This window comes from Ereboglobus sp. PH5-10, from assembly GCF_029504735.1.
Classification (GTDB): domain Bacteria; phylum Verrucomicrobiota; class Verrucomicrobiia; order Opitutales; family Opitutaceae; genus Ereboglobus.
Map to the genome: position 1 here is coordinate 1 of NZ_JAQFIP010000013.1, position 21,497 is coordinate 21,497.

A 21,497-nucleotide genomic window follows, 5' to 3' on the forward strand; every position below is an offset into this window, starting at 1 on the left:
AATTCCGGCGTGTAGGCTGGTTTTGTTTTTGGCATGTTTGTTTTTCTTTTGTGGTTATGTCTGCACCTCCTGTCCACAAATCAGGGGTAACCTCAAGGATCCAGCCTATCTGCACTGTTACTGCTCATAAAACATACACCACAGAGCTTCTTGTGGATAGCAACAATCGAATATGCGGCAGCTTCTGGAAATGTCATCTTCACAAGCAGCCGCAAATGCCTATAAAAGAACATGCCAAGTGAGGGCAGCATATCTGAACTTTGCACTCAAAAATCAGGGCAAATGTCCTGAGCATTTCTTCGTCCACATCTAAATTGCCCAATTAAAAACGCGACGGTGTGTGCCGTCGCGTTTAGGGTTTCGAGCATGTTTATATGTGCGATCAAATCCACTGATGTGTGAGCGCGCCGGTATCGTTGAACAACGCCCAGCCGAGGTTGTAAACAGCTTCAAACGCCACGTCGGTTCCGCAGCCGCCGATGCGTAGTGCCTCGCGTCTGCGGTCGTAAGGAACTTGGAGGGTTCTGGCGGCATTCCATGTGATGCGGAACGGGCGGCTGTTTTTTATGAGGTAAAGGTCAATCAATCGGCTCATGCCGCTTTTGCTCACGTTGCGCAAGATGACGTAAATCGTGTCACCCGGTTTGACGCTTTCCTTGAGATATTCGATGGCTTGCTGGCGGTCTGCATCCTTGGCGGACGTGCGGGATTTTTGAGCGGTGTCGCTGGTCATGTTGTGAAGCGAAGTCGCGCAACGAAAGTCTCCGGCGTCGTGCCGGGGCATCCTCTGTTGCCCGATTTCCCCGTCCAGCGGCACACCAAGTCAAAGACCGCTTGGCGCGGGTGCGCCGAGCGGTCGTGGTGGAGATGCGACGAAGGAGCATTCGACCTTGACGGTGTGCGATAATGGAAAATCAGGGCAGAGCTATTTCCCTTTGCATCTGCTCGCAAGCGGCATGGTTGCCCCTATTTTTCGAGGCAGGTGCGCCGTTCATCAGCGCGGTCAAAAACGCCGTCGCGGAACAGGGGGGCGGGAGGCGGCGCGAAACAGACGCACAACGCAACGAATTTCCGAAAAGCTAACGCGGGCCTCCCGCCCCCCTGTTCCGCTTGGGCGTTTGGCTCGCGCAATAATTACTCCGCGTTTGCACGATGGCGCGCCGCGAAACAAGTCCCGCAAGGGACGCGGGAGCGCGGCGCGCTTTCGTGCCGGTCGGACAAAAGTGCCGCAACTTATTTTTCACATCCGTCTGCGCACGGCAAAATCAGGGCAAATGCGATACCCTTCCAGCCCCTATTTTAATTCGCAATGCACCGGTATGGTGCGGGCATGAAAGCCCTAAAAAAGACATTGCCGGCTGAGGCAAGGGGAGAGGCGTCCTGCTCACAAAAAACGCAAGTGCGTTTCGAGTGCGCGCGGCATGTCCCGATTTGTTTCGCGCCGGTCGCATGGGAGGTATCGTCATGCTGAGTCCGAAGCCGCAGTTGAATCTCGCCAATGCGCTGGGATATTTTCGCGAGCATCTGGCCGTTGGAGATTATTACATGGACGGTCATGTGGTCGCCGGTCAGTGGCGTGGCATCGCCGCGTCGATGCTCGATTTGGAGGGCGTTGTCACCGAGGAAAAGTTTCTCTCGATGTGCCAGGGTATCCATCCCGACACGGGCCAGCGCCTGACGATGCGGCACAATACGACGCGCCGGGATGGCGAGCACACCGTGTCGAATCGCCGCGTGTTTTATGACTTCACGATCAGTCCGCCGAAGTCGGTTTCGGTGGTCGCGTTGTATCAAGATGCCCGCATTATTGCGCTCCACGATCACGCGACCCGTGTGATGATGGATGAACTGGAAAAGTTTGCAGAGACGCGCGTGCGCAAAGGCGGCGCGAATAGCGAGCGCGTCACCGGCGGAGTCGCCGCCGCGATGTTCCGGCATGACACGAGCCGGGAACTCGACCCCCATTTGCACACGCACTGCGTGGTCTTCAACGCGACCTATGATTTTGCCGAGGAAAAGTGGAAGGCGCTTCACGCGACGGGCATGTATCGGGCGCAAAAATTCGCGGAAAATTTGTATTATCACGAACTGGCAAAAGGGCTCCGGCAACTCGGCTATGACATCACCAACACGCCGACGGGATTTGAAATCCAAGGGGTGCCGCAAAGCGTGATCGACCGCTTTTCCAAACGGCATCAACAGATCGACGCGGAGACGAAAAAACGAATCGAAACAGAAGGATTGCGCGGCAACGAAAAAGCGCTGCGCGAGCAAGTCGCGCATGACAAGCGGCGTCGGAAAATCAAGAACATGCCGGCGGAGCAACTGCGGCCTCATTGGGCTGCGGAGATGCCGGAACCCGAGCGTGCCGCGCTTGCGAAAATCGGGCCGCCAAAGCTGCCGCCGCCGCTGCCGGAAACATCCGTGGGAAAATGCGGGCTGCCCCAATTAGTTGAATGGGCGGATGCTCACCTGTTTGAACGGCGTTCGGTCGTCGGTGACTACGAGTTGATGTCGTCAGTTTTGGAGCGCGGGCGCGGTGAAAATTTTGCGCTGGCGGACTTGGAAAAAAACGTGGCGGAACGCGGATACATCCGCGATGCGCAGTCGCGCAAGCTGACCTCGCGGGATGCGCTTTCTTGCGAATTGTCCATTGTGCTTGCCGCTCAAAACGGGGTGCGAAATCACGCCGCGTTCAATGCGGCGCATCAACCCGCACCGTCACTTTCGGCGGAGCAACGCGCGGCGGTTTCGCGCATTTTGCGCAGCCGCGATTTTATCACGGTTTTTCAGGGCGGCGCGGGCACGGGAAAAAGCTTTGCGCTGCGAGAAGTCGTGCGGGGATTGGAAGCGGCGCGGCATCCGGTCGTCGTGATCGCGCCGCAACATCAGCAAGCGGCAGATTTACGGCGCGACGGGCTGGCCTCGGCGGACACGCTCGCGCGGTTGCTCGCGGTCGGCGCGAACGCCCGTTTGCCGCGTGGCGCGGTCGTGATTGTCGATGAGGCGGGGCAAGTCGGCGGACGCGACATGCGCGCGTTGATTGAGCGAGTGCAGGCTTGCGGCGGGCGATTGATTTTGTCGGGTGACATCCGGCAGCAAGGCGCGGTTGCGGCATCCGATGCGTTGCGTGCGATTGAGGAGCATACGAGTTTGCAAACGGTGCGTCTGGGCGCGATTCGCCGCCAAGACCCGCAAACCGTGCAGTCGAGGGAAGAAAAGGCGTTTGTCCGAAAATACCGCGCGGCGGTGAAAGCGGCGGCGGAAGGTCGTTTGGTGGATTCGTTCGACAAACTGGACGCGCTCGGCTGCGTGCGCGAACTCGATGTCGAAGATCGCATGGCGGAACTGGCGCGCGAGTATTGCGATGCGCTTGCCCGCAAGGAAAAGGTGCTCGCCGTTGCCCAAACTTGGGATGAAGTGCGCGCGGCCAACGACGCGATTCGCTCCCGCTTGCGGGAAACCGGAAAGCTGGGCGAAGGCGTGCCGGTCATGTCCTGGCAATCGACTGATTTGAGCGAGGCGCAAAAGTGCGACGCACGGTATTACACGCCGGATGCGCGAGTTTTCTTCGTGCGTGATTACGGGCGATTCAAGCGTGGTGATTGTTACGAGGTCGCCGGCGCCGACGAGCGCGGCGTGGCCTTGGGAAAAGACGGAAGAACCACGACCATAAGCTACCGCTATGCGGACAGATTTGTGGTCGTGAAGACGCGGCAACAAGAGTTGGCGCGTGGGGATCGGCTGCTGATGAAATTTAATGGAGACTCAATCGAAGGAAAGGCGGTTAGGAACGGCGAACTGGTGACGATATGTCGTGTGTTAAAAGACAAAAGCATCCGGGTTCGAGACGACGAGGGAACGATAAAAACACTCTCCGCGGAGCAGCGAATGTTCGTGCCGGGATACGCAGTGACTTCGTATGCATCGCAGGGAAAAACCGTCGATACCGTGCTCGTTTCGCATGACGCCGAGCAAACGCCGATAAATCGGCACCAATGGTATGTCGGCATCTCGCGTGCGCGGCGGAAAGTCGTCGTGTTCACCGGCGACAAGGAAGCGTTGCGCCTTAACATCGAGCGCGAATCCGACCGCGAACTGGCGCTGTCGATCAAGCCGGACGATGCGACGGTCGAGCGAATGCGCGAAAGACTTATGGAGGAGCATCAACACCGATTGTCACTGCAAGCGCGACAACGCTTGCATGAGTCAGTCAGACAGTGGGTGCCGCCTCCGCAACAACAACAAAACCATACAACAAACAGAGGAATACGACCATGAGCCTTCGAGAAGAAATCGAGCGTCGCCGTATGGCGCATGCTGTAAGCAACGCAGCTAATAAACCAAACGGTATCTCTGACACGCTCTCAATCACCACCCCGGCCTCAACGCCAACGGCATCTCCACCAGTGTTTCTGCGAGTCATGAAATTGGACAAACAATGCTGGGTTCTCCCGTGGGCTTGTTTTCAGGGTATCGGGTTTAGTCCATCTGCCACATTTATTGGCACATCAGACAAATGCGAACGCTTGAATCTCGTCTTCCTGCGCCATGAAGTAATTGTGCACGGGTATAACCTCATCAACATTATTGGCGCTATCGAAGAAATGGCTCTTCACGCGTTATGCGAAATATCAGAGAAATACCTTGATGTTGAGATTGCTGGCAAAACGGCAAGAGTTTTAGAAATATCTGTCAACAAGTTGTAGGATAAAGGGTTGAAATTGCTTTATGGACCCTTGGCATAAATCCACACTTGTCACCCGTCATCCAAACAAACGATGGTAATTGTAAGTCAATTTCTCTTTATTCCACTGATTCAGAAGGTAATCTAACAATCCATGCAATACGTTGAAGCTAAAATCGCAAAAAAAGAAGATGTCGTTAAGGCTGTTAAGGATGGCTTACAGTTGAGCGCAATAGCTGCTTTCTCGGAAGAAGAAGGTGGTTGGCGTCTTGATATTCAATTTATACGTGATGCGCAGCTGCACTCGTATCAAGGGCGTCTATTTCGCGCGCCAACTGAGCAAGCGGCACAAGAAACAGCTCAAAAACAATTAAATCAGATGCTCGGAAAACCGAGAGAGGGCGGAAAAAAATACAGTAATACATACCTGTTGGCAAAAGAAGCGTTGGAAAGAAAAATACAACAAATTTGGGATGCTTCCGCAGAAACTGAAACTGACCTCATAAAACCCGGCCCAATCAAGTTCAATTGGACGCGAAAAGAGCCGGCAATTCGAGTGATTCGACCGACAAGTATGAAAAAAATAGAAGAAAAATATAACCCCGAGTTCAAGGAGTTCGTCAACGCTTCCAAAGACGAAGCGCAAAAGCAATTTTAGCTAAAGCAAAATTTAGTCCTCATCCCGTTTTTCACTTGTCGGTGATTGTGTATTTGAATCAGCAAACTTTTTCATCCCATGTCGAAGGATTTCTAGAAATGTGTGGTTCCTACATTCGGCGTCGGCAACGATGGCATCGAATGACATGACAAATGTTGGTGTAGGAACAACCGAGCCATTTGGACGCTTTGTGGGAAACTCCTGGTAATAAACTTTCCCTCGGGAAAAGAGCGGCGCCCACTTTCGCTGCTCAAGCCGAGTCGCCATAGTGTCATTAACCTGAATAACAGCATAATACCATATGCGCTGTATATTTGGACAGTGGGCGGCAAGTTTTACCGCGCGGTCTAACAACTGATTAATTGCGTATTCGTTTTCCTTCTCGTCGTCGGTTTTTTTCTTAATTTCGACAACAACGACATCAACGGAGGCTTCTACCGCTGGATCAGCGGAAAAAATCATGGCTATATCGGGACGTCCTTCGTCTTTGGTCGCTTCCTCATTAAGCGTAATAGCCCCTATTACGGAATCCATGCGCGCTTCGCTAAGAATGGTGCGGAAGCTCATAAACTTATCATCCAAAAGCCATGCGTTATTGCTGTAAACGTCCCGTATCAAGTCACTCTCTTCGAACTCTTGATAACGCGGGACAATAAGATTGTGAATTTCCGCTTCGGAGTTGTCGCCGGACATGTCCTTGAATTTTCGAATTATCTTGTCTCTGTATAAAATATATTCTGTCAAAGAGCGCGACGATAGCTCCAATGATTTTTCAAATGTAGAGTCGGTTAGCTCCTCACACTGTAAAACTTCTTTTTGGGCTTTGAAAAACTTGCTTTGAGCGATGTCGAGCGCCTCATCCTTGTTGATAAGTCCAACAGTATTTTCTTCGAAAAGGCCGAGCAAATGGGGAAATTGTTTCTCAAATTGGTTTTTAGCTTCTTCGTTTTTTTCGGCTATTTGTGGAATTTTCTCTGTAAATATTTTCCCGACTTCACGACGTAATACACTTAATAGATCAGGCTCGGATATATTGTCCGGTAATATCAATTTTTGCCGTGAGGTATCCGCAGCACCTTTGAAAAGTTGGGACACAAAAAGAAAAATGCCCGAATGGTCGGGAGGCACGGCATGAGGTTGCAACAGTTTAATGGGAATAGTGCGGCCATCTATACTCACTGCGGTCAAAAGTGTGCGCTCCCCCATTCCTGCCTTTACTCGAAACCACATTTCCACGCCTTCATATGCATCAAGGAGTGGGTCTTCAATACTGACAGATTGAAGTTCAGGTAGGTCATCTGCTGTGATTGTTTCATCATCAGAGAAAAACTCTTTTTGTGTGTTACTTTCTTCGGTTTGGAGGCTGATTTTAATTAAAAACGGACGTTGAGTGCGCCTGCGCTCATGCAACGTCGGCAAAAATTGTTCAATGATTCGAGTTTTTAGCGCGCCCGGTTTTATGTCATCATAAGATTTAAGTCTTTCACCTATAAAGTTAGTGAAAACGAGTGTAGTCGTATTTGACTGAATTTTCTCCAGTTTCTCCAATTTACTCTCGTCGCGAAACGCTTCTGAGAACGTAAACTGACGCCTATTATCTCCCCACACACTGTTGACCTCAATGCGTGCAAAATACTTTAGGAATAACAATCGACCAAGCCCCTTGTGGAATGCGTCTTGTGGCTTCAAAAGACGGGCAAACCGTTCGAAACTTTCGTTCGTAAAACCGTCTCCATTATCGCTAATGGTTATTTTAAGCGTGTCTGGTGCCGAGAATCTTTGGATTTCGATGTTAATTGAGATTTCAGAGGCGTTCGCATCCAATGAGTTTGCGACTGATTCAAAAAACACCTGAACCAATGAGGGATTTGGAAAAAACAGCTTTACGGCGTTGGTTGTTTCGATGTCCATGGAGTCAACAAGTTATGTAGGTTGTCGGGCTAAGTTCCACTGCAAAATTCCTTTTCTTGGCACTTTTACTCGGTAGTGGCTCGGGTAACTTGGAAAATTATGTTTTCCCGTTTTTGTTCTCAAAAATCGCGGGAATGTCCAAGCCAAGGATGATGGAAACTGGCATGCTTGCGACATGGATGCACTCTTACACCGTAAGAGCGCACCATCTTTGCCATTATGCCGTTACACTTGCTTCTTGTCGCTGTGAGTCTCGTATGCGCTTGGGGTGCGCTGCGAGTCGGAGTGCCTTCGTATGTCGCGATGGCGATGTCGACGGGGTTCGGCTTATTTGCCGTCTGGCAGATGGTGTGCGGAGTGCTGGCGGTGCGCAGTCGCCCGCGTGCGAAACCGATTTTGACGCTGGGCGGGTTTTCTTGGTCGCAGAATGACTTTTGTCGCGGGTGGCTCGTCACCGGCGAAACGGGAAGCGGCAAGACGCTTTCGGCGATCAATGCGATGCTCTGGCAGGTTTCGCGAAACTGTCCGCGTTGGGGCGGCATCTGCATCGACGACAAGGGACTCTATTGGGAAACACTCTCGGCGATGTTCAAGCACCTCGGGCGCGAGGACGATTTGATTTTGCTGCAAGTGCGACCGGACAGCGCGCCCGCCGATTGGGAGCCGCCACACACGTTTAATTATCTTGAGGATGCCCGCCTGCCTTTTTCGGCAAAGGCCAAGGATGTTTGCGATGTGGCCGCGTCGCTCGGGCAGGATGGCGACCAGACGTTTTTCAAGACACAGGCGGAAATTCAGATGAGCTTTGCATTTCAAGCGCTGGCGTGCGTCGGGATGCCCGTCACGCTCGATAATGCTTACGAATTGCTCTCGTCGGATGTGATGATGAGGGAAATTGTCGGAATGTTGGACAATAAAAACACGCCGGAAGCGCGCGAGTTGCTTACTCATTACGAAACGCAAATTGCCAGCCAGCCCATCGAACAACTTGGCGGTGTGCGCGGCACGCTTGCCAATCGGCTGAAACACTTCACGCCGCTTGATATTGCGGAGGTGTTTTGTCCGAAAAAATCGACCTTCTCCTTTTCAGAAATCGACCGGGGGAAAGTGATATGCGTTTCGATTCCACAACGCTTCAAAACTGAACGCCGGTATATCCACACACTTCTCAAGCTCGTGTTTTATTCGCATGTGCTGCTGCGTTTCGACCGACCCTCGAAGGAACGCGCCGGAGACAACTTGCTCGTTTTATGGGCGGATGAAGCGCAAAAGATCGTGACCGCGAATCATGACGGCACGAGCGATTACAATGTTGTGGATGTGATGCGTGAAGCCAGGGCAACCGTCGTGGCCGCGACGCAAAGCTACACATCGCTCATTCCGCCGATTGGCGATGAGAAAAAGGCAAAGGTGTTCATCGCGAACATGGCAAACCGCATCATGTTCAAGGCCGCCGATGAGGAATCGGCAAAAATCGCCGCCGACACGCTCGGCAAAAAGAAATACAAGAAACGCACCTATGGCTATTCGGCGGGCAAGCGCACGACCTCGTTTTCCGAGGAGGAAAAATATTATATCGAACCACATGAGTTTCGCCGGCTGCGGAAGTTTCAGGCTGTGGTGCAACACTGTGAATCGGGATTTCGCCGTGTGGTGCTTCCGCCGCGTGAAGCCGATGGGCGCGTGTGCGAGTGGTTTCGCTAAGATTTTTTCTCCATGAATACATCCCTGCCTGCCTGTGCAAACATCGGCGTCGATTGGTTCAGCCAACGCCGCGAACAACTCCGCAACCTCGGCGCGCATCTTCACGAGCACATCAAGGGACAATCGCATGTTATTGGACGTGTCGAATCCGTGTTGCGGAGGGGCGAACTCGGCCTTGCGCATCCGGGGCGTCCCAAAGGCTCGTTTTTGTTCGTCGGCCCGACCGGTGTTGGAAAAACAGAAATTACAAATGCCTTCACCGATTATCTTTTCAACGGGATGAAACCCGTTCGTTTCGATATGTCGGAGTATCAAAATCAATCGTCTGTTGAAAAACTCATTGGTGAAAAAGTCGGTGATATTGGGTTGCTCGGCCGCTCGCTTGCAAAGGCGGATTGCGGCACGTTGCTTTTCGATGAAGTGGAAAAGGCGCATCCACTCGTGCTCGATCTTTTCCTGCAAATCCTCGATGATGCGAGCATCACACTCGCCACTGGAGAACGGAAAAACCTCTCGCGGTTCTATGTCGTTTTCACCTCAAACATAGGCGCGGGGGAAGCGATGCGAATGCAGTCCGCCCCCTTTGCGAGTATTGAGCGCACTGTGCTCGCGCGGGTGGGGCAACAGCTCCGGCCTGAACTTGTGGGCCGTATGACTGAAAAAATTGTGTTCTCCCGTCTGAGTTACGATGTGCAACGCGAAATCTGCGAGGCCATGATCGCGGGAGAATGCGCCCGTTTGCATAAACTTGGGCACATTATCACGGTCACTCCGGCAGACTTGGAGACGATCTTGCGGGAAGGGTGCCACAAAACACTAGGCGCGCGTCCCATGCGCGGGGCCGTGGAGCGTTTTCTGCAAGATCGTGCGGCAAATGGATTGTTGGCCTCACCGTCCCGTTAGCCCAATATCTGGCCATCATCTCCCTGCTTTGAGAGTTCAGCGCAGAATTTGCGAAAATTGCGCGACAAGTGACTTTGATCGCAAAAGCCGACTGCAAGCGCAATTTCAGACAATCGCATCTTTCCCTCGACTATGAGCGATTGAGCCAGTTGGAGTCGTTTCAAAAGAATGTATCGGTGGGGAGTGACACCCATTGTATTTTTGAAGAGACGCGTGAAATGATCCTTACTCATGTCGATGATCTCCGCCAAATGAGGCACCAGCACGGTTTCACAAAGGTGGTCATGTATGTAACTGCGCACAATGCGCAACTGTTCTGAACTCAATCCTGTGCTTACCAATAATGGCTGCTTATCAGTTTGCGTCTTTTTGAACAGTTGATTCGCTAATATGATGCAAATAGCCTCAATGAATATAGTTGGTTCGTCCGACAATTCGGATTTTATTATTTTTTGGAGAATATAGGCTAGATACCAAATAAGAAGGTCTCCTTTTTCTAGCTCATTACATTCCCTAATCTGTATCCCACGCCAAGTTGAATCATGGGTCATTTGGGTGAAAAGTTCATCATGCAACAGGAGGCAAATAAATGATGCCGCTTTTTCCCATTTTAATGAATGTCTGATCCCTGACTCAACGAAAATAAGATGCTGCCCGATTACTTGGCAATGTTCCCTATAAGATGAAAACTCCCATGTGATTTCTGTTTTGATGTTATCTTCGAGCAAGAGAAAAAATTTGTGATGTGCATTCTTTTGTTCTGGTAAAAAACAAGTTGGCTGCCGGTTACAGCATATTTCGATTTCCCTGAACCGGTGGTATGCGAGTGCGGATGAAAATCCACCGGGTTTACCATTAACACATGGTTTATGCACATGTGCGTCGATCTGTTTACCATGAGTTGTTTTTTGGGGAAACATATCGGAATGCGGCTACCGCTCTGATATGAAGCGATGGTCACTTTGTATCTGAAAATCATTTTTGCGTATTGGACAAAAACGCGGTTTTTCAAAATAAAAGCGCGATATATTATATGCATGTTCACAAGCGCTGCAAGGTGCCAACATGACTGCATTATGGTTTTGCTTAAATAGCTAATTTTCAGACTAATCGGCCATTTGCGCAGTGCCATCTTCAACGAAAACTACGCACAGATCGTTCTTGTCGGCAAAATCGGCGCACTCCTGAGCTTCGACCGTAACAGTTTTGCCTGCTTCCATTGCCAGAACGCAGGCACCCGAGGCGACAAGATTCTTGAGCGTTTCCACTCCAAAATAGGGAACATCAAATCGCATGTCTTGATTTGGTTTTCCTATCTTTATAATGGTAAACCCACCAGATGGACAAAGGGAACCTGCTCTGCTAATGCAGCCGTCAGTGCCTTCCAGTGCTTCCACCGCAATGATGGATTGATTCTTAACCGCCACGCTTTGACCAATGTCAAGACGTCCAATTTCGCGAGCGACTTTCCAGCCGTATTGAATATCTTTCCATTCGCTTGAGGATGGCCGTCTTTTTGTAAGGGTGGTTTGTTTCATGATAAGCTCAGGGGCATAATCTGTTGCTGCTGTGATGTGGATTCCTTGTAATTCAAATGCCTCGACACATCGCATCAAAAGCGAGTCATTACCTTGCGATTTTTGCTTGGAGAGAATGTGCTGGGAAAAAATCCGGGCGGTATAGAAATCAGGAAAATGTTTCCATAAAAAATCTGCGGAAAATAGTAGGCGTTTCTTAACACCACCGGCCATTGTGACTGAGGTGATATTATGCTTTTTGAAAAAGCGGATGGCTTTGCCGAATTGTCCCAGCCCCATCGGTTGGTATTCGACACAATATTTCGCGATTTCAGGAAGTGCATGATCACGTATTGCCGCGCAATATATTTCGTAATTTTTATTTTTTAATAATTTCGCAAGTTCTACCGGATACAGGCCAATGCCTGCGATAATACCGATGCGTTGCGGAGTGTTATGTTGAGTCAGGGACATTTTCTTCGTATGAATCTCTCACAATGGCGGCACGTAATCATGATATTTGACTGATGCCGCCACTAGAGAGAATCGCTTTTGTTCTATGTGCGAGCGGCCTAGAATTTCCAACCAACAGAGACGTTCAACGTGTGCGTGTCCATAGCGTCGAATTTAACCTTGCGATCAAAAAGGGTGTAATCGGTTTCACCAGTGCGCAGATACCGGTAGCCTGCGTCGAGATATAGATGCTTTGAAATGTGCCACGTTACGCCGGTTCCGGCACCGTATGCAAAGGTGCTATCTGTGTCGTTGCTTTTCACATGGCGCGAACCGCTATTGTGCGGAGCACCGGCATCGACTTTCATCATATATAGACCGGCCGCTGGACCGACCCGAACTTCCCAGCGTTTTTGCGTTCCGAGTGGAATGTAAAAACTGTATGAGGCGAGCAGCGGAACAGCAAAATAATCAAGGTCGGTGTTATTGCTTCCGGGTGTATAATAATTGTGCCCGCCGCCGTCATTTGCCTTGAGCGCGCCTGCTTCGATTTGAATCTTGTTGCGTTCGTTTATTCTCCAGCCAAACGCGGCCATGGCTCCGACAAATGTCTGCGTGCCTTCGACACCGGGATGCCCCACATGACTGCAATGCCTCCTTCCAGACTCAAGTTCGCTCCAGCAGTCTTGGGTGTCGCATATGAATCGTCTGCTGATTCCGTCTGGGCGAAGATTGGAATGCCTGCGACGAGAATGCTAAAAAGCAGTGACCAAGTGTATTTTATATAGGGTTTCATGATTATATATGTATTTGTATTGTTGTTTTTATTTTTGCCGTTTGTTTGAGGCAAAAGTGATGCGGGCGCCGATCAGTGCCGTTTTACTCGGAGGTGTCCGTAGTCATTTGGTGGACACCTTCAAAAGTCGCAGTGAATTCGCGACAACTAGGAGTGTTGCGCCTGTGTCAGCTAAGACAGCCAGCCAGAGATTGGCGTAGCCGAGCACTGTCAGAATGAGGAAAAGTGCCTTGAGACTGAGCGCGAAAGCGATATTGAAATAAACGATAGAAAGAGTTCGTCGTCCGATGCGGATTGTCTCGGCAATTTTACCAAGATCATCCTGCATGAGTGTGATATCGGAAGTTTCGATTGCAGCGTCGGTGCCTGCCGCACCCATCGCGATGCCAATGTTTGCAGTGGCCATTGCCGGAGCGTCGTTCACACCATCACCTACCATGCCGACACTTTCGTAAGCATCTCTCAGTATTTTGATGGCGCACACCTTGTCGTCGGGCAACAGGTCGCCACGTGCTTCGTCTATACCGGCTTCTTTTGCGACGTAATCTGCAGCGTGCTGATTATCGCCGCTGAGCATTACAATATGTTCGATGCCTGCTGCTCGGAGATTCGCCACGGCAGTTCGTGCGTTTGGACGCAGGCTATCGCCCACGGCGATTACGCCAAGAATCTTGCCAGCACATGTGTCATTCGGCCTGTGTCCGACAATAACAACAGATTGTCCCTTGGCCTCATAGTTTCTTAGCGTTACTTCAAGCGAGGATGTGCAAAGGCCAAGCTCGTGTGCGAAGCGATGATTACCAACAAAATAGGGATGCGTATCTATATATCCTTCCGCGCCTCGACCACTGTGTGACTGGTAATTTGCCGCACGTGTGAAAGCAACAGCATGCTCCTTGGCATAGGTGACAATTGCCTTGGCAATCGGATGAGGAGAGTGGTCATCGATTCCAGCGGCGATGTAGAGCACTTCTGTCTCGGATTTTGCAGTGATACATTCAATCGAGAGCACGCGAGGTTTTCCTTCGGTGATTGTGCCGGTTTTATCGACTGCCAGCGCACGTAACTTGGCAATCGTTTCAAGATGTTCGCCACCTTTTACGAGCACACCACGTCGGGCGAGCGCGGTGAGTCCTGCGACGATTCCGACCGGTGTGGAAATCACCAATGCGCAGGGGCATGCGATGATGAGCAACACACAGGCACGATAGAGCCAAACACTCCAACCGCCGCCCATTAAGAGCGGTGGCATAAGAAAGATGAGCAACGCGGCAAGTGTGACCGCGGGCGTATAATACTTGGCAAAAGTATCCACGAACCGCTGCGTCGGTGCTTTTTGTTCCTGTGCTTCCGCAACAAGACGGATTATGCGCGCGAGCGTTGTATCTGCGGCAGGTTTGGTGACCTTGATTTCAAGCGAACCTTCTCCGTTGATTGTTCCGGCAAAGACAGGGTCGCCCAGCTTTTTATCCACGGGCACTGATTCGCCAGTAATAGGCGCTTGGTTGACAGCGGATTCCCCTGTGATAATTTCACCATCCAGCGGAATGCCCATTCCTGATTTGACCGCGATTACTTCCCCTGCGGTGACTTGCTCCACCGGTATTTCGACAAATACTCCATCGCGGCGCGCAAGAGTGGTCTTGGGCGCGAGTTCAAGCAGTGCCTCGGTGGCTCGCTTCGCACGACGGTCAGCCCAACCTTCAAGCCATTCCGCGACGCCAAACAGGAATACTACTGCGGATGCTTCCAGCCACTCACCAATGATGCTCGCCCCGATTGCTGCGATGACGACGAGCAAGTTAATGTCGGGTCGCAATCGGCAAACTGCATTCCATGCTTTCGGAAGCAAGAACCAGCCACCCGCAAGTATTGCAGTAAACGCAAAAATTTCCTTCGCGATTTCCGGCAATACATTTCCCCATAAGTTTGCAAGTGATATTGCAACCAAGACACCTGAAATTAAGAGACTGGCTGTTTCAAGGCGGTTGGATTTTTCTTCATGGTTGAGGGTGCCTGCGTCGGTATGCTGCGAGGAACTATCGTGCGTGGAGTGTGATTGTGGCATGGCTGGTTAGTGCTTCGATTGTTTTTCGTTTCATCACACTGCGATGGCACCAGTTTCACCGGTGCTTATCCGCAATGCTTTTTCAGCGGACAGAATATATACTTTTCCATCCCCCCGGTTTCCTGTTCGGGCTGCCACAGCAATCCCAAGCGCGATTGAATCTGCGTGCTTATCGGGAACCATAAGGTCGATGCGGACCTTTCGGAGTGTGCCTACAAGAGCTTCATCACGAGAGCTTGCGCTTTGGTCATGACCGCGCCCGCGTCCGAAGCCACGCACATCAGAAAAGGTCGCTCCGGTGACGCCTGGCATCTCGTGCAGTGCCTGACGCACAGCGTCTTCCTTTGATGGGCGAATGAATGCAACTATGTTTTTCATAAACCCTCCTTTCAGTGTTTGTGCGCATCTTCACCTTCGCAAATGCACGCATATTCGGCACGTTTGCATTCCGCGCAGACTTCATCGTGAAAAACGATGCGATAGTTTTTGGGGCGTGCGCCATCGGAATCACGCACTTGTAGAACAATGGTATAACCATCGCCATCAGGGAGCGGTTTGCCCGAAACGAGAGCGCCATCCTTTTCGATGAAATCAAGTCTCGTCTTGCCCGATTTAGCCTCTGCGATGGCAGTCACTATTCGGTTTGCAATGGGTGTTGATTTTAATGCGTCGTCGTAAAAGGAGACGGTGACTATACGATCTTTCCCGACGAGGAACTCCACATGAGGGGACGTTTGGGTCACAATGCGTCCGCCTTTGGGACCGGCGATAGGCTTGGCAATAAGCGCAGTGATGGAAGCCACTGCGCAGATGGCTGTGAGTATTATGATACGGGTTGTTTTCATATTTTTTGTTTTGGTTGTTGGTTGTGATCGCTCTCAGGAATTTTTCTCTTTGGGTTTCGCATTATCCCGCTCGAGCCAGCAGTAAAGCGTGGGTAGCAAAACAAGCGTGAGGAATGTAGCCGTGATGATGCCTCCGATTACGACTGTCGCGATGGGACGCTGCACTTCCGCTCCGGGGCCTGTGGCAAGCGCCATCGGGACAAAGCCGAGAGCTGCAACAAGCGCCGTCATAAGAACGGGGCGCAGGCGTGTGAGCGCGCCTTCAATTACGGCATCACGCACTTTTCGCCCCTCTTCACGCAGTTGATTTATAAAAGAAATCATCATCACGCCGTTGAGCACGGCGACGCCTGAGAGCGCGATAAATCCAACCGCAGCCGAAATGGAGAACGGCAGCCCTCGCATCCATAATGCGAATATGCCACCAGTGACAGCCAGAGGGATGCCAGTATATACTATAAGCGCCTGTCTCACACTTCCGAACGCCAAAAAGATTAGCAGAAATATAAGCGCGAGTGCCGCCGGCACGACAATGGCAAGTCGTGCGCGCGCTTCTTGCAGATTTTTGAAGGCGCCTCCGTATTCGACAAAATAGCCTTCGGGTATTTTGACATTTTCGGTAATTTTTGCGCGCGCTTCCTCGACAAAACTTTGCACGTCGCGCCCACGCAAGTTCACCTGTATCGCCATGCGCCGCTGGAATGCCTCACGCGAGATTGTATTTACGCTTTCTGTGACGCTTACATCGGCGACTTGTCCGAGCGTGATGAGGTTTCCGTCCGCCGTTTTCACTGGAAGCGTTGCCACGTTTTCAAAATCGCGGCGCGCCCGTTCCGTAAGTCGTGTGACGATCGGATATCGCCGATTACCATCAACGACAACTCCAGCTTCGGCACCAGCAAACGCTGTCTCTATAACTTTGTTCACTTCGCTGGCATGGACATTATAGCGCGACATCGCCGCGCGATTCATGACAGCTTGGAGCACTGGCGCTTTTCCTGCCGCGTCAAATTCTACATCGGCCGCACCGGGAATTTTTTCGACAATTTCACGAACCTCTCCCGCAACTTTTTCGAGCGTTTCATAATCATCGCCGAAAACCTTGATAGCAATGTCGGCCCGACTGCCGGAAAGCAGTTCGTTGAAACGCAATTCGATGGGTTGTGAAAAGAGGTAGCTTTGTCCGGGGAAGTGGACGGATAGCTCCTTCGACATCATATCCGTCAGTTCATCCTTGGTGATGGTGCGTCCATTGACTTTCCGCCATTCCGCTGGCGGTTTGAGCATGATGTAGCTGTCGCCGACATTTACACCCATCGGGTCGGTGGCGACTTCAGATGTGCCTACACGCGCGAAAGTATGTGTAACCTCCGGAAATTTTTCTAGCATGAGCTTTTCCGCAGCGGTCTGCATGTCCAACGAGGCATTAAGGCCGATGCTGGTCGTCCGAATCATCTGCGCGGCTAAAGAACCTTCATCCAACTGAGGAATAAATTCAGCGCCGAGATGTGTGAACACCCATGCAGAAAACGCAAATACGGCAATGGCGACGGTGGCGACAATCCACCGCAGGCGCAGGCTCAAATGAAGTATCGGGCGATAAACCCGTTTTGCAAAACGTATGGCAATGTTATCGCCTTCGCTTACTTTGGCGCTCATGAAAAACGAGCAGAGAACCGGAACAAGCGTGAGCGCGAGTAAGAGTGCGCCGACGAGAGCAAACACCACAGTAAACGCCATCGGTGTGAACATTTTCCCCTCGGTGCCTGTGAGGGAAAAAATAGGCAGATAAACGATGGTAATGATGGCGACGCCAAAGACTGTCGGACGCCCCACTTGTTTGCATGCAGAGAGCACGGTTTGCAGGCGTTCCTTTGCGGTAAGCAATCGCCCACATTCATGCTGCTTGTGGGCGAGCATTCGCACGACGTTTTCCGCCATGACAACAGCTCCGTCTACAATTAGCCCAAAATCTACGGCTCCGAGACTCATCAAATTTCCAGAGACGCCGTAACGAACCATTCCTGTCATCGCGAAGAGCATTGAGAGCGGAATTGCCGTAGCTACGATCAGCGCGGCGCGCCAGTTGCCCAAAAGGGCGATGAGAACGACGATCACCAAAATTGCACCTTCAAAAAGATTTTTTTCAACGGTGCGAATGGTGGAGTTTACCAAATCCGTGCGATTATACACGGTGTCGATTTCCATTCCCGCAGGAAGTTTCGATTGTAGTTCCTCTATACGGTCATGCACGCGACTTGATATTATGCGGCTGTTTTCGCCGATGAGCATAAGCGCCGAGCCGAGCACGGTTTCTTCACCATCACGCGTCGCCGAGCCGGTTCGCACGCCTGAGCCAATAGCGACCCCGGCAACATCTTTGATGCGCAGAATGCCAGTGCGCGCCCCTGAGAACTTTAATGGCAAATCGGCAATTTCTTCCGTTGTCTGCACGCGACCCACAGAGCGCACCGTCACGGCTTCGCCGCCTTTCTCAACAACAGAGCCTCCGGCGTTTGAGACATTCTCTGCAATTATATCCGAGATTTCACCAATTGTAAGTCCTACACTCGTGAGTTTTCCGGCATCGGGCGTGATGACGATTTGCTTCTCATACCCGCCTGATGTATTCACCTCTGTAACTCCAGGCACAGTGCGCAGCGATGGTTTTACGATGTAATCCTGTGCGAGCTTCAGTTCACGCAGACGATCAATCGGGTCTGCGGGAACGTCTTTGAAGTCAGGCTTGTATCGAATAGTGTAGTGGTAAATTTCGCCAAGCCCTGTCGTAATAGGAGCGAGTCGAGGTATTACACCCGGTGGCAACTCCTCGAGGACGGCTTGCAATCGTTCACCGGCGAGTTGTCGCGCGCGGTAAATATCCGTGCCCTCCTGAAACACGAGCGTTACTTGCGAAAGTCCGAATTTGGAAATGGAGCGAACTTCGAGCATTTTTTCGATGCCGCCCATTTCCACCTCGATTGGATAAGTAACCAATTTTTCAATTTCCTCGGGCGCAAGAGAAGGCACAGAGGTATTGATTTGAACCTGAACATTTGTGATGTCCGGAACGGCATCAATGGGAAGGCGTGTCGCCGACCATAAGCCGATAAGAATGAGCGCAACTGCGGCGATAAGCACAAATATGCGCTGGCGCAAAGCGAACTCCAAAATTTTGTCAATCATGGGAAAATCGTGTTAGTTTTTAAGTTTGTGTGGTGGCTCAATGGCTGTGCCCGCCGCCTTTGGTCAGGCGCAGTTCGGAAAGCCAGAGTTGTTCAACGGGTGACGTGACAACAATGTCGCCTGCATAGAGGCCGTCCGTGATTTCAATATAATCGGCGGAACGTATGCCGGTTTGAACGACAGTTCGCAGATACCCGTTTCCATTGACCACATACACAATTTTGTTGGTTGCCGTCTCAAGAACGGCTGATCGCGGCACGACAAGCGTCGTGCGCGGCGGCGAGGATACTGGGAACGTCACAAAATTTCCGGGCTCGGGCTTCGTCTGCGATGAGGAATCGTCGAGTTCAAAAATAAGCTCCGTCATCCGCGTGGCCGAGTCGGTGACCCGATCGATGCGCAGGAGTTTCGCCCCTCTATAAATAGCATTTGAATAGCCCGCTGCCTGGGATTCCGGCACAAGCGCACTAGCGAGGATTTTAGGTGACGTCGCAAATATGTAAGCGGTCGCGCTGCGTTCCTCGGAAATCGGACGTTCGTCGGCCTCTGCTGTTTCGAGCATCAATGCCTTGATTACATCGGGCGTAATCAGAAGCCCTTGCCCTGATTTGAATGCGACGCCTTCTTCATCAGTATGCGAATCCTCTGCGTGCTCGGATATATTTTGAGCGACCTGTTGTGTCGGGCTTCTCTCCCCGCATCCTGCGAGTAGAAATACAAACCCTGAAACGGCGAATGCCATAATAAAGCATGCGTTTTTTTTCATTGTGCAACCTCCACAGGGTTGAGGTTGATGCCGGTGAGTTCTTGAAGTTTTAGCCCGGACTCAAGCGCTTCGGTTTGCGTGGATAGCAGCGCTTCCACGGCATCAAGATAACTGTTTTGAAGTTCGATGTAGGCAGTGATTGTTACCGCCCCCATGCGATAGTGACGGTCGGCCAACTCTGCCGCTTCGGAAAATTTCTTAGCAGCATCGGACGTCCATTGCCGCGCCTCGGTGAGTTTTGCAGTGAAAATTTGAGCTGCGGTCACAACATCACGCTCGAGTTCGCGTTGTGCAACCAAAGCTGCGGCTTCGGCCTGGCGTTGTCGCACTCTCGCAATGTCTACCGCTGCGCGTCGCGTGCCGGTGACAGGCAGTGGAACGCTCATCGTCAGACCAACGATAGTTTCACGGTCACCGATATTATCCCGTGATATATATGGCCCGACACTTACGGAGGGATAGCGTTCATTGCGTGCAAGTTTTACGGCAAATCCCTGTTGCTCCAATTCAACTTGGCGCATGCGGTAGTCGAAGTTGTTTTCACGCGCAGCCACGAGCAGGCTTTGAGTGCTGGGCGCATCGTCGAAAGAAAACCTTTTGGCTTTCACGCGCAACGGTGCATCAATAGGGACGCCGCGCAGTTGATTGATCTCTACGAGTGCGGCTTGCACAGCAAGATCGGCCTCCGTTGCACGGCGTCGAAGTGCAAGTTCGCTTGCTTCAATGGCGCGTGTATCAAGTAGGGGCGTGATACCTGCGGGGTCGCGTGCTAGAAAAGTCTCCTTGAGTGATGTAAAGCGCTCTGAGACCTCACGGATTGCGTTGGCCTTTTCGTTGGCTGCGTAGAGGCCGAACGCAAGTATTCGAGCGCGAGAAGCAAGGGCATTTTCAAAACGTGAAATTCCCAATTTCGCTAATTCGACCTGTCGGCTGGCGATGGCCTTGCGCAATGAAAGACGACCGGGCCACTCGAACGTTTGTGTGATGGATACGCTCCATATCATTCCGTCTCCGACATTTGTTCCCGATGAATCTTTAAGCCGCTTGTAGCCAGCATCCACACCGAGTTCTGGTTCGGACCAGCGACCAGCTACTCGTGCGGATACACGCGAGGCGTCAAGTTCCTCAATGTAGAGGCGACGTTCAGGATTATTCAAAGTGATCTCATTGACGAGATCATCCAACGAGAGCGCTGCTACCGATGACTCGGTGAGCTTTGCAGGCGGTGCGTCTTGTGCATACAAAGAGCACGCGATAGATGAGATTGCCAGCAATAGTGCTGGTGAAAGAATATATCTAAAAGGATGTGAAAAGACTAATGATTTCATGAATCGATGGATTGGTTGGCTGTCTGCGTAGGGGCGAGGAACGAAGCATCCTGTGATTCGAACACGCAAAAGCGTGCACAACAGGAGTTGACGCGAGAAAACGACTAGTCCGCGCAGGGACTAATCAACCAATCATCGAAGGCGCGCGCGATAATGGCGCGGCGCGGCGGACAAATTGCCAGCCTTGAATCCAATCAAGCGGACGGTCGTAATCTGACCCCGCCAATGTGCATTTTTCCGGCAACACCGGAGTCAGCAGCTGCTCGCAAAGCATGCATATACATGCAACAAGCGAAGGAATCGGAGCTTTGAGTGTTGCTAGCGTTATTGCCATGCCTGATTCAACTACCGCACAGCTATCACTAGCACATGAATAACCGTCACAACATTCAGTCGCAGCGGCTTCCGCTGTAGAGAGACTTATTGCCTCAATTCCGCAATGCATTGTGGCTGGCATCCATATTGCCAGTAGAAAAATTGATGCGATGCGAAAAAGCGGTGACACAAAATCCTCAAGAACCGTTTGCGCGGTATTTGTCAACACTTGTATTCCACATGGAGTCAATTTTAGAGAGAAAATTATTCGGACGGTCTGCCTGGGCGTGAATTTCGCAATATGCCGTGTTTTTTGCAGAATCGCCGGACATCCTTGGTTTCGACGATGATTTTTTGAGT

The 21,497-nt window shown here is 51.4% G+C and carries 17 protein-coding genes; 6 read left to right on the forward strand and 11 right to left on the reverse strand.

The features are described from left to right. The coding region (locus tag M2447_RS10670) for a hypothetical protein (RefSeq protein ID WP_277558594.1) at window positions 1-242 on the forward strand (242 nt) is incomplete at its 5' end. Window positions 243-382: 140 nt separating this feature from the next. Here M2447_RS10670 and M2447_RS10675 read toward each other — a convergent pair. Next, the gene (locus M2447_RS10675; protein ID WP_277558595.1) at window positions 383-733 is read right to left on the reverse strand and encodes a hypothetical protein; all 351 of its coding nucleotides are present in this window, start codon (window positions 731-733) and stop codon (window positions 383-385) included. Between the two features lie 716 nt (window positions 734-1,449). Between M2447_RS10675 and mobF the strand changes: the two genes are divergently transcribed. From mobF to M2447_RS10690, 3 genes are all read left to right on the forward strand, one after another. After that, window positions 1,450-4,281 carry a MobF family relaxase gene (mobF, locus tag M2447_RS10680; protein WP_152032812.1) on the forward strand — a complete coding sequence of 944 codons (2,832 nt, stop codon included), beginning with the start codon at window positions 1,450-1,452 and terminating at the stop codon, window positions 4,279-4,281. Further along, entirely contained in the window at window positions 4,278-4,709 is a 432-nt protein-coding gene (locus tag M2447_RS10685; RefSeq protein ID WP_152032811.1) for a hypothetical protein, read from the forward strand. The genes mobF and M2447_RS10685 overlap by 4 nt, the downstream gene beginning before the upstream one ends. A 132-nt stretch (window positions 4,710-4,841) precedes the next feature. Beyond that, on the forward strand, window positions 4,842-5,345 hold the full coding sequence (locus tag M2447_RS10690; protein WP_152032810.1) for a hypothetical protein: 504 nt from the start codon (window positions 4,842-4,844) through the stop codon (window positions 5,343-5,345). A gap of 12 nt (window positions 5,346-5,357) precedes the next feature. On the opposite strand, the gene M2447_RS10695 is transcribed toward M2447_RS10690, so the two are convergent. Further along, window positions 5,358-7,256 (reverse strand): ATP-binding protein, encoded by a 1,899-nt coding sequence (locus M2447_RS10695; protein ID WP_108825466.1) that lies wholly within the window; start codon window positions 7,254-7,256, stop codon window positions 5,358-5,360. Between the two features lie 285 nt (window positions 7,257-7,541). Between M2447_RS10695 and M2447_RS10700 the strand changes: the two genes are divergently transcribed. After that, window positions 7,542-8,960: a type IV secretion system DNA-binding domain-containing protein gene (locus tag M2447_RS10700; RefSeq protein WP_277558596.1), complete on the forward strand. Its 1,419-nt coding sequence runs from the start codon at window positions 7,542-7,544 to the stop codon at window positions 8,958-8,960. A 12-nt stretch (window positions 8,961-8,972) separates the two neighbouring features. Next, window positions 8,973-9,863: an AAA family ATPase gene (locus M2447_RS10705; protein WP_108825464.1), complete on the forward strand. Its 891-nt coding sequence runs from the start codon at window positions 8,973-8,975 to the stop codon at window positions 9,861-9,863. On the opposite strand, the gene M2447_RS10710 is transcribed toward M2447_RS10705, so the two are convergent. The 9 genes from M2447_RS10710 to M2447_RS10750 all read right to left on the reverse strand — a co-directional run bounded on the left by M2447_RS10710 (window position 9,860) and on the right by M2447_RS10750 (window position 20,822). Continuing rightward, window positions 9,860-10,783: an AraC family transcriptional regulator gene (locus M2447_RS10710; protein WP_108825463.1), complete on the reverse strand. Its 924-nt coding sequence runs from the start codon at window positions 10,781-10,783 to the stop codon at window positions 9,860-9,862. The genes M2447_RS10705 and M2447_RS10710 overlap by 4 nt on opposite strands. Before the next feature lie 186 nt (window positions 10,784-10,969). Next, complete coding sequence (gene lpxI / locus M2447_RS10715) at window positions 10,970-11,854, reverse strand: UDP-2,3-diacylglucosamine diphosphatase LpxI (RefSeq protein WP_108825462.1); 885 nt, start codon at window positions 11,852-11,854, stop codon at window positions 10,970-10,972. A gap of 98 nt (window positions 11,855-11,952) precedes the next feature. Continuing rightward, a complete protein-coding gene (locus tag M2447_RS10720) occupies window positions 11,953-12,429 on the reverse strand; it encodes an outer membrane beta-barrel protein (protein ID WP_277558598.1) in 477 nt (158 codons plus the stop codon). Between the two features lie 303 nt (window positions 12,430-12,732). Next, complete coding sequence (locus M2447_RS10725) at window positions 12,733-14,697, reverse strand: heavy metal translocating P-type ATPase (protein ID WP_108825460.1); 1,965 nt, start codon at window positions 14,695-14,697, stop codon at window positions 12,733-12,735. Window positions 14,698-14,730: 33 nt separating this feature from the next. Continuing rightward, entirely contained in the window at window positions 14,731-15,075 is a 345-nt protein-coding gene (locus M2447_RS10730) for a P-II family nitrogen regulator (RefSeq protein ID WP_108825459.1), read from the reverse strand. Window positions 15,076-15,086: 11 nt separating this feature from the next. After that, on the reverse strand, window positions 15,087-15,500 hold the full coding sequence (locus M2447_RS10735) for a hypothetical protein (protein WP_277558599.1): 414 nt from the start codon (window positions 15,498-15,500) through the stop codon (window positions 15,087-15,089). A 75-nt stretch (window positions 15,501-15,575) separates the two neighbouring features. After that, a complete protein-coding gene (locus M2447_RS10740) occupies window positions 15,576-18,728 on the reverse strand; it encodes a CusA/CzcA family heavy metal efflux RND transporter (RefSeq protein WP_108825457.1) in 3,153 nt (1,050 codons plus the stop codon). A gap of 37 nt (window positions 18,729-18,765) precedes the next feature. Continuing rightward, window positions 18,766-19,494 (reverse strand): hypothetical protein, encoded by a 729-nt coding sequence (locus M2447_RS10745; RefSeq protein WP_152032808.1) that lies wholly within the window; start codon window positions 19,492-19,494, stop codon window positions 18,766-18,768. Then, a complete protein-coding gene (locus M2447_RS10750; RefSeq protein ID WP_108825455.1) occupies window positions 19,491-20,822 on the reverse strand; it encodes a TolC family protein in 1,332 nt (443 codons plus the stop codon). The genes M2447_RS10745 and M2447_RS10750 overlap by 4 nt, the downstream gene beginning before the upstream one ends. Window positions 20,823-21,497 lie beyond the last annotated feature (675 nt).